Here is a 15,827-nt window from a genome sequence, read left to right as displayed (position 1 = left end):
AGGCTGCGCGATTACTCACGCAGCCGATCTCGAGAATGAGATTTAGTGGCGGAAATGGCGGTGGCCGGTGAAGACCATGGCGATATTGTAGTTGTCCGCCATTTCGGTCGTTTCGCCGTCCTTCTTGGAGCCGCCGGGCTGGATGATCGAGGTGACGCCGGCGATGCCCGCCGCTTCAGGGCCGTCCGCGAACGGGAAGAACGCGTCGGACGCGAGCGCGGCGCCCTTGGCCTTGTCTCCGGCCTGCTCAACCGCGAGGCGCACGCTCTGGACACGGTTCATCTGTCCCGCGCCGACGCCGACGATCTGGCGATCCTTTGCGATCACAATGGCGTTCGATTTGACGTGCTTGACGACTTTCCAGGCGAACAGCAAGTCCGCGATCTCGGCGTCGCTCGGTCCACGCCGGGTAACCGTCGTGAGATCCGCGCGGCCAACGGCGTGCTTGTCCTCGGTCTGGACCAGAATGCCGCCGGAGACGCGCTTGATGTCTATATTCTCGCCCGCCGCCTCCGCGCCGAACTCCGCTTCCAGAAGAATCAGGTTCGCGCCCCATTGCTTCTTTTCGGTCAGGATCTTGAAGGCGTCTTCGTCGTAGCCCGGCGCGATGATCGCTTCGAAGAACGTGTTCTTGCCGGTGATCAGTTCCGCCGTGGCGGCGTCGATCGGGCGGGACGTGGCGAGGATGCCGCCGAACGCGGAGATTGGGTCGCCGGCGCGGGCTTTCGTGAAGGCGTCGGCCAGCGTGGTCGAGACCGCGATGCCGCATGGGTTGGTGTGCTTGATGATCGCCGCCGTCGGATCCTTCTCGCCGGCGAACTCCTGCACCAGGTTATAGGCGGCGTTCAGGTCGTAAATATTATTGAACGAGAGCTCCTTACCATGCAGCTTGCGCGCGGAGGCGACGCCCTGCCCGCCCTGCGCTTCGCGGTAGAAGGCTGCCTTCTGGTGCGGGTTCTCGCCGTAGCGAAGATCCTGCGCCTTCTCGAAGCTCAGAGTCAGCTTGGCGGGAAGAATGCTCTCGGTCTCCTCGCCCAGCTTCTTGGCGAAATACGCCGCGATGGTCGCGTCGTAGGCCGCCGTGTGCGCGAACGCTTCGCCGGCAAGGCGCTTGAGGGTCTCGGCTTCCAGCTTGCCGTCATTGCGCAGCAGCTCGTTCAGAACGCCATCATAAGACGACGGCGAGACCACGACGGCGACGGCCGCGTGGTTCTTCGCCGCAGAGCGAACCATCGACGGGCCGCCGATATCGATATTCTCGATCGCTTCCTCCCAGGTGACGCCGGGCTTGGCCACGGTCGCCGCGAAGGGATAAAGATTTACGACCACGATGTCGATCGGCAAAATGCCGTGCTCGGCGATCTTGCTCATGTGCTCCGGCTTGGAGCGGTCGGCGAGCAGGCCGCCGTGGATCATCGGGTGCAGAGTCTTCACCCGTCCCTCCAGCATCTCCGGAAAGCCGGTGACGTCGGAGACGTTCTTGACGGGCAAACCGGCGTCCGCCAGCGCCTTCGCCGTTCCGCCGGTGGAAATCAGCTCAACGCCCAATTCCGACAGCCCCCGGGCAAAATCGATTAACCCGGTTTTATCCGATACACTTAATAACGCTCGTTCTACACGACGCATGGATTGATCACTCCTCGTAGATTAGGTCCCACAGATAGCGCGGCTCACAGCAAAAAACGCCTGGGCATACCGCGCAACAGTTTTTGTTGACAGGTTGCCCAGGCGTACGGCGGAATTCTCAGGTCGGCGTTTCATCGGGGTTAGCTCCCCGCCAGCGCCAGTCGCGCCGACCTCCAATGGACGCTCCGGCATGATCGCCAAGAGCTGCGAGTGTATTGTAGCATCTGGCTGGAGACGAAGTCAACGCGCCGATGGCGCCCGAATTTACCGTCCAGGCATACTTTTTCGCAGAATAAGCAGGAAATTTGCCGACAAAGCGTGAATCTGGGCGAAATATAGTGTATTGTAAAATGTCCGAAGGAGACGCGCTTTCGTGAGCAGTAATTTAAATGTCCGCTTGTCTCTTAGTCACCCATTCATTCCGAGCGCCACGCATCTGGAAGAGCCTTACTACGCCCTGCTGGATATTCAGCCGGTGGAAGACAGTGGAGGCGCCAATCGCCCGCCGCTGAATCTGGTGATCGTGCTCGACGATTCCGCCACGATGCACCACTTCCAGTTCACGGACGAAGAAAAGGAATACTGGATGGGGCTCGCCATCTCCCGGGATGAGATCGAGCGCGGCTCAGCCGACAATCGCAACGCGGTCTACTGGAAAGGTCAGACGCTTAAGGAGATGCGCGCCGCCGCCGTCACCCCCATGGCGCTCGCCACCCAGGCCATCAAACAGCTGCTGAATACGCTGACGCCGTCGGACCGCGTTTCCGTGGTCATCTTCGCGGACCGGCTGCACACGCTGTTCGGCGATCAGGACTGGAGCGCCTTTCCGAACCGATGTCTCGAAAACCTGGACGCCCTGCGCGAGCAGCGTCTCGGCGTGGACATTGGGACCGGAACGTTTATGGCCGACGCCATCACGCAGGCCGGCGAGACGCTCGCGCGCAACACGTCGCCGTATAGCATTAACCGTCTGATCGTGATTACGGACGGCATCGTTCAGGACCCCGCCGTCACACTCCAGCGCGTCACCGACGTTCAGGAGCGCGGATACGCGATCACCACGATCGGGATCGGCGAGGAGTTTGACGAAGAGTTTTTAATCCGGATCGCCGACAACTCGCGCGGTGAATATCACTACGCCGCCGACACGACCGAGCTGGTCGAGTGTCTCAAGCGCGAAGTCACCTCGCTTCAGGCGGTCGCCGTCACCGATATGTACATGGCGGTGCGCGGCCTCGAAGGCGCCATGGTCAAGGAAGCCTTCCTGGTTCGCCCGTCCATGAGCTTGTTCGATGAGATCTACACCGAAGATGACTGGATTCGCGCGCGGATCGGCGACGTCTCCAGCGCCGCCCCCGTGGGCGTCCTGGTGCAGTTCATTCCGGCGTACAGCTCTCCGGGCCAGCATATGGTGGCCGAGATCCAATTGACCTGGTCCTACGCCAGCGCCGTGACCGGCAGCGGCAAGGGCAATGAGAAGACCGTTGTGACGGCGGAGTTCACCAGCGACCGAGATAAAGTCGCCCTGGTCAATGCGCCCGTGATGGATCTTGTCGATCGCTTCACGGTTTACAAGTACGAGCGCGAGGCGCAGCGCGCTCAGGAGCGCGGCGATTTCGAGCTGGCCAAGGATAAGCTCGGCGCCGCGACCAAGCAGCTGCATAAGCTCGGCGAAAAAGACCTGGCGCAGGATATGGAGCAGCAGATGGCGACGATCGGCAAGAGCGGCGGCGGCGACACCGTTCGGCTCAAGCGGATCAAGTCGACCACGCGGCGCCTGGCGAACACCAACACGAATACGGACCCCGATCGGCTCTTCTGATCGTCTTTTTGGGATCGGATGGGCTGCGGGAGCGGGAAAGGATCAACGTAAAGCACTATGACCGATTGGCAGTTAGGGCTGCGCGCTTTCCGAGAAGGCCGGATGCGTGAAGCGACGGATCGGCTGCGCAATGCGGCCGGGGACCGCGAACGGACCGTGACGCAAGGCGTCCGGTTCCAAACGCTCGCATTCCTCGGCGCTTCGCTGTACGCCCTCGGACACGCCGCCGAAGCGGTGACCGCGTTCGAGGACGCTTGCCGGCTTTCATTCGCTCCTGGTCCCCCGGCGGACCTGAGCGTCAACCTTGCAAACTCATACCTCGCCGTCGGCCGGCGGGACGACGCCAAGCGCGCGCTCCAGCAGGCGCTGCGCGCCGCCCCCGGGCATGTCGAAGCTCGGATGATGCTTCAGCGCCTTGAGAACAGCCCGGACGACCAGCCCCTGGTCGGATCCGTGCTGGGCGAGACGCCCGAAGGCGTCAAGGCCTACCTGCGAACGCTCTCATTCGCGCGTGTGGCCTCCGGCGGCTACGACCCGGCGCAAGTGCGTCAGGCGCTCTCGCAAATGGAGCGTTATATCGACTTTCTGTCGGCGCAGATCGAGGAGCGGGACGCCACGATCGCCAGCGACGAAGTGGAGCTTGAGCGCTACCGCAAAATGGAAGATGTCATGATCGAGAAGATGATGCTGGCGCAGAGCGACCCGACCGCCCTGCATATTCCGCATCAGATCTCGCAAAACGGTGAGGCAAATGGCTCTTCGCTGAGCCCGATCGAACTCCTTTTTCAGAAGAAATCATAATTACTCTCGCATTCGCACGCACACAGGGCTGTGGTTCCGTACCAATATATGGAACAATAGCCCTGTCGCTGCGTCAAACCCAGCACAAATACTAATCTTTTCTCAGGGAACGAGTACTATCCCCTATGCGAAATTACCGACCCGTGGCCGCTCTGGCCGCCTCCATGATTTGCTGTGTCCATCCCGCCGCCGCGCAGACGCCGGACAAACCCGCCGTCCAGGAACTGCGCGGCATGTGGGTGGTGCGAACGAACCTCACATCGCCGCAGAGCATCAAGCATGTCGTGGACGTCGCCCGAGCCCATCACTATAACGCGCTCTTCGTCCAGGTCCGGGGGCGCGGAGACGCCTTCTACCAATCCGCCCTGGAGCCCCGATCCGAGGAATTGGACGGAACGCCCGCAGATTTCGACCCGCTGGGAACACTGCTTCCCCTCGCCCACCAGGCTGGTCTGCAAGTTCACGCCTGGGTGAACTCTTGTTACGTCTGGGGTTCGCCCAAGCCGCCGCGCGCCAAAAATCATATCATGAACGCCCACCGCGACTGGCTCTGCCGGGACGCCGCCGGCAGCTTCTTGATGTCGCAGGGCAAAGAGTGCGAAGGGGCGTTTCTGAGCCCCGCCAATCCGGCGGCGCGTAAGCACATCCATGACGTCGTGATGGATCTGGCGACGCACTACGATATCGACGGGGTCCACCTCGACTATATCCGCTACCCCAGCGCCGCCTACGATTACTCCAGCGCCGCGATGCAGCGCTTCCAGCAGGACCTCACGCCCACGCTGACGCCGCAGCAGAACCGCAATCTCACCATCAAGGCCCGCCATGACCGTCTGGCGTACGTACACGCCTTCCCAGCGCAGTTTGCGGACTTCCGCCGGCGCCAGGTCACGGAGCTCGTCCGGAGCATCTCCCAGGACGTCAAGGCGGCCAAGCCATGGATCGTAATGTCGGCGGCGGTTTTCGCGGATTGGAAGGACGCGCGCGTCGTGCGCGGCCAGGATTGGAAAACATGGCTGAAGCTGGGCTACCTGGACGCCGTCGCGCCCATGGCCTACGGCGCAAGCACGCCCAAAGTGGCGCAGCAGATCGCGGACGCCGTCAAAGCCGCGCATGACGCCGACAAGTTCGCCTATGCGGGGATCGGCGCCTGGCACATCTCCGCCGAATCGGCCGCCGCCAAGATCAACGCCGCCCGCGCCCTCGGCGCCCAAGGCGCGATCCTCTTCAGCTACGGAGGCGTCACAAAAGATGGAGCCAACGACCTCTATCTTGACGCCCTGGACAAACGCTGCTTCGCAGCGCCCGCGACTCTTCCAACAATGCCGTGGCTGCCGGCGAAAGACGCTACGCAGACGGCGAACAGATACTAATGATCGACTGCTGAGAAAACGCCCGGCGATGTACGATCGCTGGGCGTTTTTGTTTTTTGTCGTGATCTCCTGACAATTCGGCTGTGTCAATTCGATAGGAAGAGGAGAAGATATTCTCAATTTGTCGGATCCTACGGGAAATCACCGCAGGCGCGAAGGAGTGACGAGATGGATATTCCCGCGATCCATAGAGAAACAGGGGCGTTCTGGGACGAGATTGCCGACACGTATTCCCATGGGGAGGGCTGCGAGGCTGAGGTGATCGAATTCCTCAGATCTGGAGGCAACTATCTGTTGGAATCGGAACAGCAATTACTCGGAGACCTCGCGCCGTGGTGCAGGCGAGCAATTCACTTGCAATGCTCGGGGGGCCTGGATGCTCTTTCTCTGCTCCGGCAAGGGGCTGCTGAGGTCGTCGGCGTGGACATTAGCGAGGGGTTATTGGCTTCGGCTCGGCGCAAAGCTGCGGCAATCGACGCGCCGGCAGCCTGGTATTGCTCTGATCTATTGCAAACGCCCACAGTTCTCAACGGGACCGCCGACTTGGTCTACACCGGCAAGGGCGCTTTGTGCTGGATGATGGATCTCGCCGCCTGGGCGGATGTGGTCGCGCGCGTGTTAGCGCCGGGCGGACGGGTGTTTATCCTGGAAGGACACCCATTGGATTGGATTTGGGACAAAAATGCGCCTGGATATCTTCTGGACCAGGAACATGGCAATTACTTCTCAACGGAACTTCGCGAACGTCTGTTTTCGCGGGTGACCCAGGCAACCCCTCGTTATCGCCAGTGGACACTCGGTGAAGTCGTCAACAGCGTCATCAATGCGGGCCTCGTTCTCGATCAGCTCCACGAATACCCGGAGCCATTCTGGGATCAATTCCCGCATATTCCGCATGACACTCTACGCCGATTACCGCATACATTTGCGCTCCTCGCACACAAACCATGAAAGTCAAAAAAGCCGTTGGCTTTCACCAACGGCTTTTGAGAGAAAATTCTACTTCGGAAACAATCGCCGATACAAGTTTGTTTGCAGTAGATCTTCGGGGTCGCACTGCGTCTTGAGCGCCTGAAACTTCGCAATGCGCTCTTCGCCCGTGAAGCGCGCCACGGTGGACGGGTGCAGGAGGCTGTCTTTGGCGAAGTAGAATCGGCCCCCTCCCCCCACGACCAGCGCGTCCATTTCGGCGGCGAGGCTGGTCAGGGCGCCCCGGTTGGTCGCGGTCAGCGCGAAGTCGAGCGCGAAGGAGTAGCCCTCGACGGCGTGCGTCATCAGGAAATCGTCGGGGCGGTGGCGCTTGAAGACGCCGAGGTATGGGGTCAGGCCGTAGCGCTGCGACAGACGGAGCTGTTCGGTGAAGACGGCGAGCGCGTTTTCGGCCGGCACGAAGCTCTGGTATTGGATCAGCCCATGCGGCATGTAGGTCAGTTTCCAATTTGGCACATAGTCCAGCAAGAAGGCAAAACCTGCGTGGGTTTGACGGTGCTTTGCCTCATGGCCCAGTTTCTCACTGGAGAGGTATTTGGCGAAGTTGATCGCACGCATGCCGGGATCGTTCGCGAATGGCTTCATGATACGCCACATCAGCGATTTGGGGACGGTTCCCACAAACGTATCCGGAAGTTCTTGATTGGTCACGCGCAGGGTCTGCGCCGGCTCGGGATCGACGCCGGGGTCCAGATAGTTTGCCTGGTGAATCTGGCCGCGCCCGAGGCTGGCCCCGGACGCAAAGCAGTCCACCCAGCCGACCAGATAGTCGGATTCGGGAAGGCGCTGCTCGAACTGCGCGAACATTTCGGCGAACGAGCCGACGGCGATCGCGGTCACGTCCAGCAGGCCGCTGTAAATTCGCTTCATTTGGATCGTCAGCTGCGTGAACACGCCGAGCATACCGAAGCCGCTGATGGCGCCATGGAAGAGATCTGCGTTGTCCTGACGCGAACACGTCAATTCTTGTCCATCGGGCAGCAGAATTTGAAAGCTCAGAATATGATCGCCGATGGGACCCACTTTGAAGTTATTCTTGCCGTGGATGTTCATGGACGCAGCGCCGCCGAGGGTTGGGAACATCGTTCCGGAGACCACGGGCGGCCACCAGCCGTCTTCGATGATATATTGCCAGAGCTGCTGAATCGTCACGCCGGGCTCCACGGTGATCAAGCCGGAGATCGGGTCCCATTCGAGAATCCGATTCATGCGCGTCAGGTCCAGCAGCATGCCTTCGCTGTTTAGCGAGGCGTCCCCGTAGGAACGGCCCGCCCCGCGCATGCCGATCGGACGGCCTGAACCGCGCGCGATCTCCAGGATCTCCCGCACTCCGCGCGTATTGACCGGCCGGTAGACGTAGCTCATGCCCGCGCAGGACATGCCCCACCCCTCCATACGCTCCAGCCGCTCGGCGGGCAGAACTTCCGCCGGCAGAACCATTTCTTTGAAGTCCATCATATGTTCAAATAGCGAAAAATCGGCGAGGGAATGGCGCGGATCACCGCCATGATCGTGCGCCACTTCTGCGGCACGTAGACGGTGTGGACACCCAGCGCGGCCGCCGCCAGAATGGTATCCGCCGCTTCATCCGCGGAGATGATAAAGGGCAGCTTGCCCAGCCCTTGCGTCATCGGCGTCTTGACCGGTCCGGGCTTGACCGTCACGACCTTGACGCCATGCCGCGCCACGCGGTTGCGCAGCGCTTCCAGGTAAGTATTGAGGAACGCCTTGCTGGCGCCGTAGACCGGCCCCGTGGTCCGTCCCCGATCCCCGGCGACGCTGGAGATCCCAACGATTGTGCCGGACTTCGCCTTGCCGAACCGGGCCGCCGCCTCATTGAGCCACGCCACCGCGCCGGTGACATTGACTTCGATCATGAGCGCGTCTTTTTCGATGTCGTACTCCTGGGGGCCGACTGGCGGCATCACGCCCGAAGCGTAGACGATCAAGTCCAGGCCGCCCAGATCCTGCGTGATCCGCGCGAAGAGCGCGTTCACTTCGTGGGTATGGGCGACATCGTGGGGATAAGCAAAGGCGATGGGCGCCTCGTTTTCGGCGTTCAGGGCGTCGCGGAGCGCGTTCAGCTCCGATTCGCGGCGCGCGATGAGCGCCGTCTTGCAGCCGGAGGCCGCCAGACGGCGCGCGATCACTTCACCCATGCCCGACGAGGCGCCGACGACAATCGCGCGTTTCCAGGGAAGCGTCGGCATTATCCGGTCCGCCTTGCTGTCCACAGAACCGCGTTGCGCAGAATCCGGCGCACGCTGGGGTCGAAGTAAGTCGGGAACGTTTCATGACCGGGCCGGAAGTAGAAAACCCGCCCCGCCCCTTCGCCCTGGTTCTCTCCCTTGCCGCCGCCGCTATGGAAGTCGGGAGTGATCCCCTCGCCGACCGATGTCGCGAAGCTCGGGAAGTATTCCCCGCCCACGGGGAAATAAGACTGGAAGACAACCGTCTTGAACGGAGGCACGTCGAACGGAGCGCCGTACATCTCTTCGCGCGGCAGCGTGAAGTCCTCCACGCCCTCGGCGATCGGATGCTTGGGCGCGCAAACGGTGATTTCTTCCGTGTCGGGGTTTTCGTCCTGCTCGCGCCAGCCGCCTTTCAGGTGGCCGGTGGCGCTGAGCACGCCGCGAAACGTTTTGGAGTAGTGCGCCGAGTGCAGCGGGATGAACCCTGTGCCGGCGTGAACGGCTTGGACAACCCGCTGGGCAAGCTCGTCCTGCACTTCGTCATGACGCGCGTGGCCCCACCAGATGATCACATCGGCGTCCGCGATCGCCTGCTCCGAGAGCCCCTGCTCCGGATCGTCGATATTCGCGGTCGTCGCCACGATCTGTCCGGCGCCGTCTTCATTCAGAAACGCCGCGATGGCGCCGTTGATGCTCTGCGGATACACCTCGCGCGGCGCGTGCGTCGGCGCTTCGTCCCAAACGAGCACCTTTACGGGAGTCTGTTCACTCATCACAATGTCTCCTCCGAGATCTATTCCCCGCCGGCGCCGACGCCGGGTTCGGTCATCTTTCGCGCGTCCAGCAGCTCCGCCGCCTGATCGGCCGGCAGGATATTCTCCGATGTCACCAGGTCGCGCACGGTCTTATGCTCGTCCACGGCGCGCTTCGCGAGCTTCGCGGCGTTGTCGTAGCCGATGACCGGCGCGAGCGACGTCACCATGCTCATGGACCACTCGACGAGCGATTCGGCGCGCTCTTTGTTCGCCGTCAAGCCGTTCACCGCCTTCGTGGTGAAGACATTGACGGAATTCGACAGGAAGGTCAGCGATTCCAGAACGTTGCGCGCCATCACGGGCAGCATCACGTTCAGGTCCAGATTTCCGTGGGTGTTCGCAACGGTCACGGTGGTCGCGTTGCCGATCACCTGGGCGGCCACCATCATTAGCTGCTCGCAGATGACAGGATTGACCTTGCCGGGCATGATCGAGGAGCCGGGCTGCACGGGTGGCAGCGAAAGCTCGCCGAGGCCGCAGCGCGGGCCGGACGACAGCCAGCGCACATCGTTCGCGATCTTCAGCAGCGACGTCGCCACCGTCGAAAGCTGGTTCGCGAGCTCCACGGCGCCGTCCTGGCTGCCCTGCGCTTCAAAGTGGTTTTCCGCCTCGACAAACGGCAGTCCGAAGCGCTCCGCCAGCCGCTCCGAAACACGCGCGCCGAAGCCGACGGGAGAGTTGATCCCCGTGCCGACCGCCGTACCGCCGATGGCGAGCTCCAGCAGTCGCGGCTTCACCGATTCCAAACGCGCGATGGAAAGCTCCACCTGCCGCGCCCAGCCCGAAGCTTCCTGGCCGAGCCGCACGGGCGTCGCGTCCATCAAGTGCGTGCGGCCGATCTTGACGATGTCGTCCCAGTCCGCCGCCTTCTGCTTCAGCGCCGCGTGCAGGCCGCGCAGGGCCGGCAGCAGGTTGTTCTCCAGCTCCAGGGCCGCCGCCACATGGATGGCCGTGGGGATGACATCGTTGGACGACTGGCTCTTGTTGACATGATCGTTGGGATGAACGGGAGTTTTGGAGCCGATCACGCCGCCCATGATCTCAATGGAGCGGTTCGACAGCACTTCGTTGACGTTCATGTTCGTCGAGGTGCCGGACCCGGTCTGGTAGATATCGACTACGAACTGGCTGTCCCAGCGTCCTTCAATCACTTCGTCGGCGGCCTGATAGATCGCTTTGGCGATCGTCTCATCCAACAGTCCCTCGGCGACGTTCGCTTCGGCGCAGGCGCGCTTGATCGCGCCGAGCGCCAGGATGAACGGGCGCGGGAAGCGCACGCCGGAAACGGGGAAGTTGTCGACGGCGCGCGCCGTCTGTGCTCCGTAGTAGGCCGTCACCGGGACGGCGAACTCTCCCATGGAGTCCTTTTCGATACGAGTTTGCGTCATTGGGAAATACCTTTGATTGGAGAATGTCGAGTGAAGCGCTTATGTGGCCGGCGCTTCGCTGGAAAGGTGATAGGAAAGCACGGCGAGCTCCTGCAAAAACGAGACGTTTCGCACGACGACCCGCTCCGGCACCTTCAAAATGATGGGAGCGAAGTTGAGAATAACCCGCACTCCGGCGGCGATCGCGTCGTTCGCCACATGCTGCGCGGCGTTCGCCGGAACGCACAGAATGGCGATGCGCGCCCCGATCTTGGCGTTCACTTCGCCCAGGGATGATTCGTCGAGAACCACCAGGTCGTTTTGAAGACGCCCGATCTTGGCGGGATCGCGGTCAAACGCCGCCGCAATATGGAATTTGTGCTCCTGGAGGCCAGGATAGCCGATCAAGGCGCTTCCAAGGTTTCCGGCGCCGACAACAATGACCGGCTGCATCTGGTCGATCTTGAGAATGCGGGCGATGCGCGCCTGCAATTCCGAGACGTTATAACCGACGCCCGGTTTGCCGAATTCGCCGAAATAGGAAAGGTCTTTGCGGAACTGTGCGGCGTTGATGCCGGTTTGCCGCTCTACGTCCGTCGAAGAGATCGTCTCCACATGGGAGGCGTCCAGGTCGATCAGGTAACGGAGATACGTTGCCAACCGCTCCAACGTCGGCATCGGCACTTTCGGGCTGCTATTCAACGTATTCTTCCCTCTGATGATCGAGCTTGCCGGACCGGCTCCGCTATCGTTTGTGAATTATCGCACAACCATTATACAAGGCGCCGCATGCCTCGTCAACCCCCGCCCGCCTCCTAGGGGGTCCTCAGGAAATGGGAGTATCGAGCACGGAGCCGGCCCACCAGGTATGCGTGAGCATCTGCTGGCGCTGCGCGGGGGTGAGCTGGGCGATATCGGCGTCGAGCACCGCTTGATTGGCGCGGCTGATATCGGCCAGCGCGGCCAGGGCGGCGCCGCTTGCGGTGGAGGCGTCGGAGGAGGAAGGAATCAGGACCCGGACGGTAAAGTCGGTGTACGAGGCCGGGTCGGTGAGGCGCATGGCGGAGTGCGCGGCGCGCAAAATGGCCTCCGCGACGGTGTCGCGGTTGAGGGAGGCGCTGTCTTTAGCGGCGATCAGAATGGTGACCGTGGCGCGGCCGGAGCGCGGGTCCGACTGGACATCGGTCACCGAGACATCATGCCCCGTCAGGTCGGAGTCGCCCCGCATGCCGGTGAGCAGCCGTTCGTCCACGGTTTCACGGACATCGGAAAGGCCGCCATGGGCGTCGTCGTTGCTCGGCGTCAGGCCATCCGACGTCAGCACGACCGGCGGCGTGGCGATCTGGGACTGCGCGGCGTTTCCCGCCCCGTGCGAGTGCGAGACAAGCATGGCGACGATCACGATCGCGAGAACGAGGGCGGCGGAGGAAAACGCCGTGACCCGAAGCGTCTTGAAGGGATCGCGAACCCATCCGCTCTTTTGCTCGGCGGGAGGCGCGACGGCCGCCACGGGCGACGGGGGCGCAGCGGCGGGTTTCGTCCGATCCAGAATGCGGCTCTTTTGGATCAGCAGCCGCTCCAGTTTTTGATGATCGGCGGGGCTGTCAGGATTAATATCCAGCGCCATCCGGTACCACTGAATGGCGTCGTCCAGGCAGCCTTTGTTTTCGTAGATATCGCCAAGCAGCCCATGCGCGGCGACGCTCTGCGGATCCATGCGCATGGCCGCCATGCACTTTTCGATGGCGTCCGGCCAGTTGCCCCGGATGCGGCACAGGTTCGCCTGCGCCAGAAGCGCATAGACCTCCTGCGTCACCCCGTCCGCCGTCGCACAGGACGTCTGGCCGTCAAAATCCATCGCCTGCGTCAATCGAATCTCCCGTTCTTCCAAGCCCGGTGTGGCCGAAGCCGCCTTCCTGGCGCTCGGTTTCCGTCAATTCTTCCGCCACCGCCCACTGCACGCGCGTGACCGGCGCGACCACCATCTGCGCGATGCGGTCCCCTCGCTTCAATACGACATCTTCCTGTCCCAAGTTGATCAGCGGGACCTTGATTACGCCCCGGTAATCGCTGTCCACGGTTCCCGGCGAGTTCAGCACCGTCAGACCCGCGCGCACCGCCAGTCCGCTGCGCGGACGCACCTGCGCTTCGTAGCCGAACGGCAGGGCGATCCGTATTCCGGTGTCCACGAGCAGCCGCGCGCCGGGTTTGAGCACCGCGTCGTGCGTCAAGGCCGCGCACAGATCCATGCCGGCGGCTTCCGCGGTCGCATAGGCCGGCAGCGGCAAATCCAGGGCATCCGGCTCACGGCGGATGGAAACAACGAGATCGCCGTTACTTGACGCCTGAGCCATGCGGCGCCTCCAGCAGCTTTTCCTGCGAAATCGGCAGGATCAGCGTAAACGTCGTCCCCACTCCAGGATCGCTCTCCACCGTGACATGCCCGTGATGCGCCTCCGTGAGCGCCTTCACGAGCGCCAGGCCGATCCCCGTGCCGCCGATCTCGCGGTTATCGCGGTTGTCCACGCGGTAGAAGCGCTCGAACAGGCGCGGCAGATGTTCGCGCGGAATGCCCATGCCCTCATCTGTAATACGGATGGAGACATACCCTTCGGTTCCATCGACATGACGACCGATCACGCGCACCTCGCCGCCGCGCGGCGAATATTTGATGGCGTTGTTGACCAGATTCGTCAATATTTGATCGATTTTATCCGGGTCGGCTTCAATCGTCGGGAAGTTCTCGGGGAAATCCAGACTGAGGGTATGGTTCTTCGTATAGGCGCGCTGCGCGGACAGGACTTTTTGCGTCAGCGTGACGATATCCACCGGCTCCCAGTACATCTGCATCGAACGGCCCTGCTCGATGCGTGAGATATCCAGCAAATCTTTGATAAGACGCGTCAGACGGTCGCATTCGGTGTCGATGATCTCATAGAACTCCCGGCGAGTCGGCTCGTCGTAAAACCCTTCGTTGTCGGCGAGCAGCGTCGAGATAAATCCCTTGATGCTGGTCAGCGGCGTTCTCAGTTCATGCGAGACCGTCGAGATAAACGCCGTCTTCATCCGTTCGACGCCGCGAATCTCCGTGATGTCGTTGAAGATCGCGACAATCCCCACTGTCGCGCCCTGGCTGTCCCGCACCGGGGCGCACTGGGCCTGGTAGATGCGCTCGCCCTGGTCTTCGGTCGCCGGGATGGAGATTTCGTCCGCGAGTTCCGGGTTCTGCGAGGACAGCGCGCGGCCGAGCAGAATGCGGATCTTATCGTTATGGATCGCCCGGTAGTAAAAGACGCCGATCAGCGGCACGTCGGGCTTGATATTGAGAATGGCGCGCGCCGAAGGATTGATTTGCAGCAGACGGCCGTTTATGCCGACCATCAAGAGCCCCGCGACGAGGCTGTCGATCGTCTGGATAAACTCTTGTTTCTCCTGAACGACCTCGCGGTAAACCTGCGCCGACGAGATCACGGCGGCGGCGTTCATCGCCATTCGCTGGAGAAGCCGGACGTCTTCATCGGTGAACTTGCCGCCGCCGCGCTTATTGAAAACGTGCAGCACGCCGACGACGGTGCGATCCAGCACGCGGTTGTCGTCATCGCGCTTTTCGACGACCAGCGGCACCGAGACGGCGTTTCGGACACCGTAGCGCGCCAGGTTCTCCACCACGGCGCGCGGATCGCGCAGCGCGTCGTAAAGGATCAGCGGGACATTGGTGCGAAAAACTTCGCTGGAGATTCCCTCCTCCGAGATCGACCGCTCCATGCGCGCGAGATCTTCCTCGGTCAATCCAAGGGCGGGGCGCGTGGGATAAAGCGTGCCGGCCACGGCGTCATGCAGCAGAAAGACGCACTTTTCCGCTTGAATCACCTTGGCGATCCGGTCGACCAGCCGCTTCAGCGTTTCTTCAAAGTCGGCGACGGGGGGCGTCGCCGCCGCGCTGGCGGCGGGCGACGGTTCCGTGGGCAGGCTCGGAGTGATAGGTTCGATCGCCATAGTTTATTTCGTGAGCAGACGTCCGCAGTTTTCGCAGATAGCTAGCTCGTCGCCGCCCAGCGCCATGTTGATCGCCTGAGATCCGAGCTGCATATGACAGCCGCCGCAGGTGCGATCGACCACGCGGGCAATCCCAACGCCGGCGGCGCGCGCCCGGATATCGTCGTATCGCTTGAGCATCGCCTTGTCCTCGACCTGGTTCGCGGCCTCCGTGCGCTGGGCGGTCAGAGTCGTCAAATCCCCGGCCAGGGATTCAAAACGCGCATGGTACTGCGCGACGGTGGATTGGTGATGCCCTTCCGCCTGCGCCGCTTCCGCGTCGGCCAGGGCAGAGGCGGTCTTTTTCGATTCAACCTCATCCATCAGTTCGAGAATGCGGCCGTCCAGGTCCGAGCGCTGCCGCCCCAGCGAATCGATCTCTTTCTCCAGATTCGCCAGTTCTTTGGCGTTGGTGATCGTTCCCTGATACATGCGCTGGTGGTTGGTTTTGAGTTTGTTCTCCAGAGTGGAGAGCTTTAGCTCGGTGTCTTTGAGGTCGGCGGCGGTTTTATGGTAATCCTGACTCAGAGTCTGCGCGTGGGCGCGGGCGGCGGCCGCCTTCGTCTTGGCGTCCGCTCCGGTATCGAGACCAGCCTGTGTCTTCCGAGTTCGCTGAAGTTGCGTATCGATCTGCTGCAGTGCCAGCAGCGCGTCGAGCGTCTCACGCAATAGGGGCATAAGGGTTCTCCGTGCGCCACGCGGCGCTATTCGAGTGATTCTAGCATACGGGATATGCGCTGTCAAATGAATCTCGGAGACCGTGCATGTGTTCGACGTTTCCACGCGGATTCGCATCTTCTGTCCAC

14 protein-coding genes and 1 riboswitch are annotated in these 15,827 nt (G+C 62.0%); of the genes, 4 read left to right on the top strand and 10 right to left on the bottom strand.

Features of this window, described 5'->3' with window-relative positions; all coding sequences use genetic code 11:
- Window positions 1–42 precede the first annotated feature (42 nt).
- The gene (gene purH / locus D5261_RS22405) at window positions 43–1,626 is read right to left on the bottom strand and encodes a bifunctional phosphoribosylaminoimidazolecarboxamide formyltransferase/IMP cyclohydrolase (RefSeq protein WP_119321938.1); all 1,584 of its coding nucleotides are present in this window, start codon (window positions 1,624–1,626) and stop codon (window positions 43–45) included.
- A gap of 89 nt (window positions 1,627–1,715) precedes the next feature.
- A riboswitch (ZMP/ZTP riboswitch) is annotated at window positions 1,716–1,801 on the bottom strand.
- Window positions 1,802–1,999: 198 nt separating this feature from the next.
- Between purH and D5261_RS22400 the strand changes: the two genes are divergently transcribed.
- From D5261_RS22400 to D5261_RS22385, 4 genes are all read left to right on the top strand, one after another.
- Window positions 2,000–3,448 carry a vWA domain-containing protein gene (locus tag D5261_RS22400; protein WP_125206032.1) on the top strand — a complete coding sequence of 483 codons (1,449 nt, stop codon included), beginning with the start codon at window positions 2,000–2,002 and terminating at the stop codon, window positions 3,446–3,448.
- Window positions 3,449–3,505: 57 nt separating this feature from the next.
- Window positions 3,506–4,249 (top strand): tetratricopeptide repeat protein, encoded by a 744-nt coding sequence (locus D5261_RS22395; RefSeq protein ID WP_119321940.1) that lies wholly within the window; start codon window positions 3,506–3,508, stop codon window positions 4,247–4,249.
- Window positions 4,250–4,374: 125 nt separating this feature from the next.
- The gene (locus tag D5261_RS22390; RefSeq protein WP_119321941.1) at window positions 4,375–5,622 is read left to right on the top strand and encodes a glycoside hydrolase family 10-like protein; all 1,248 of its coding nucleotides are present in this window, start codon (window positions 4,375–4,377) and stop codon (window positions 5,620–5,622) included.
- Between the two features lie 168 nt (window positions 5,623–5,790).
- Entirely contained in the window at window positions 5,791–6,573 is a 783-nt protein-coding gene (locus tag D5261_RS22385; protein ID WP_119321942.1) for a class I SAM-dependent methyltransferase, read from the top strand.
- 48 nt (window positions 6,574–6,621) lie between these two features.
- Here D5261_RS22385 and D5261_RS22380 read toward each other — a convergent pair whose 3' ends face one another.
- The 9 genes from D5261_RS22380 to D5261_RS22340 all read right to left on the bottom strand — a co-directional run bounded on the left by D5261_RS22380 (window position 6,622) and on the right by D5261_RS22340 (window position 15,699).
- Window positions 6,622–8,070: an FAD-binding oxidoreductase gene (locus tag D5261_RS22380; RefSeq protein WP_218025616.1), complete on the bottom strand. Its 1,449-nt coding sequence runs from the start codon at window positions 8,068–8,070 to the stop codon at window positions 6,622–6,624.
- Complete coding sequence (locus D5261_RS22375; RefSeq protein WP_119321943.1) at window positions 8,067–8,822, bottom strand: SDR family NAD(P)-dependent oxidoreductase; 756 nt, start codon at window positions 8,820–8,822, stop codon at window positions 8,067–8,069. The genes D5261_RS22380 and D5261_RS22375 overlap by 4 nt, the downstream gene beginning before the upstream one ends.
- On the bottom strand, window positions 8,822–9,577 hold the full coding sequence (locus D5261_RS22370; RefSeq protein WP_119321944.1) for a ThuA domain-containing protein: 756 nt from the start codon (window positions 9,575–9,577) through the stop codon (window positions 8,822–8,824). The genes D5261_RS22375 and D5261_RS22370 overlap by 1 nt, the downstream gene beginning before the upstream one ends.
- 20 nt (window positions 9,578–9,597) lie before the next feature.
- A complete protein-coding gene (locus tag D5261_RS22365; protein ID WP_119321945.1) occupies window positions 9,598–11,007 on the bottom strand; it encodes a class II fumarate hydratase in 1,410 nt (469 codons plus the stop codon).
- Window positions 11,008–11,046: 39 nt separating this feature from the next.
- Window positions 11,047–11,670: a redox-sensing transcriptional repressor Rex gene (locus tag D5261_RS22360; protein WP_301002565.1), complete on the bottom strand. Its 624-nt coding sequence runs from the start codon at window positions 11,668–11,670 to the stop codon at window positions 11,047–11,049.
- A gap of 142 nt (window positions 11,671–11,812) precedes the next feature.
- Window positions 11,813–12,856: a tetratricopeptide repeat protein gene (locus D5261_RS22355; protein ID WP_119321947.1), complete on the bottom strand. Its 1,044-nt coding sequence runs from the start codon at window positions 12,854–12,856 to the stop codon at window positions 11,813–11,815.
- Window positions 12,834–13,340 carry a dUTP diphosphatase gene (gene dut / locus D5261_RS22350; protein WP_119321948.1) on the bottom strand — a complete coding sequence of 169 codons (507 nt, stop codon included), beginning with the start codon at window positions 13,338–13,340 and terminating at the stop codon, window positions 12,834–12,836. Before dut ends, D5261_RS22355 begins: the two co-directional genes overlap by 23 nt.
- Entirely contained in the window at window positions 13,321–14,982 is a 1,662-nt protein-coding gene (locus tag D5261_RS22345; protein ID WP_119321949.1) for an ATP-binding protein, read from the bottom strand. The genes dut and D5261_RS22345 overlap by 20 nt, the downstream gene beginning before the upstream one ends.
- 3 nt (window positions 14,983–14,985) lie before the next feature.
- Entirely contained in the window at window positions 14,986–15,699 is a 714-nt protein-coding gene (locus tag D5261_RS22340) for a zinc ribbon domain-containing protein (protein WP_165864262.1), read from the bottom strand.
- Window positions 15,700–15,827 lie beyond the last annotated feature (128 nt).

This window comes from Capsulimonas corticalis, assembly GCF_003574315.2.
GTDB classification, from domain to species: domain Bacteria; phylum Armatimonadota; class Armatimonadia; order Armatimonadales; family Capsulimonadaceae; genus Capsulimonas; species Capsulimonas corticalis.
Note: the sequence above shows the minus strand (reverse complement) of the source record. Positions and strands in the feature narration are given on the sequence as shown.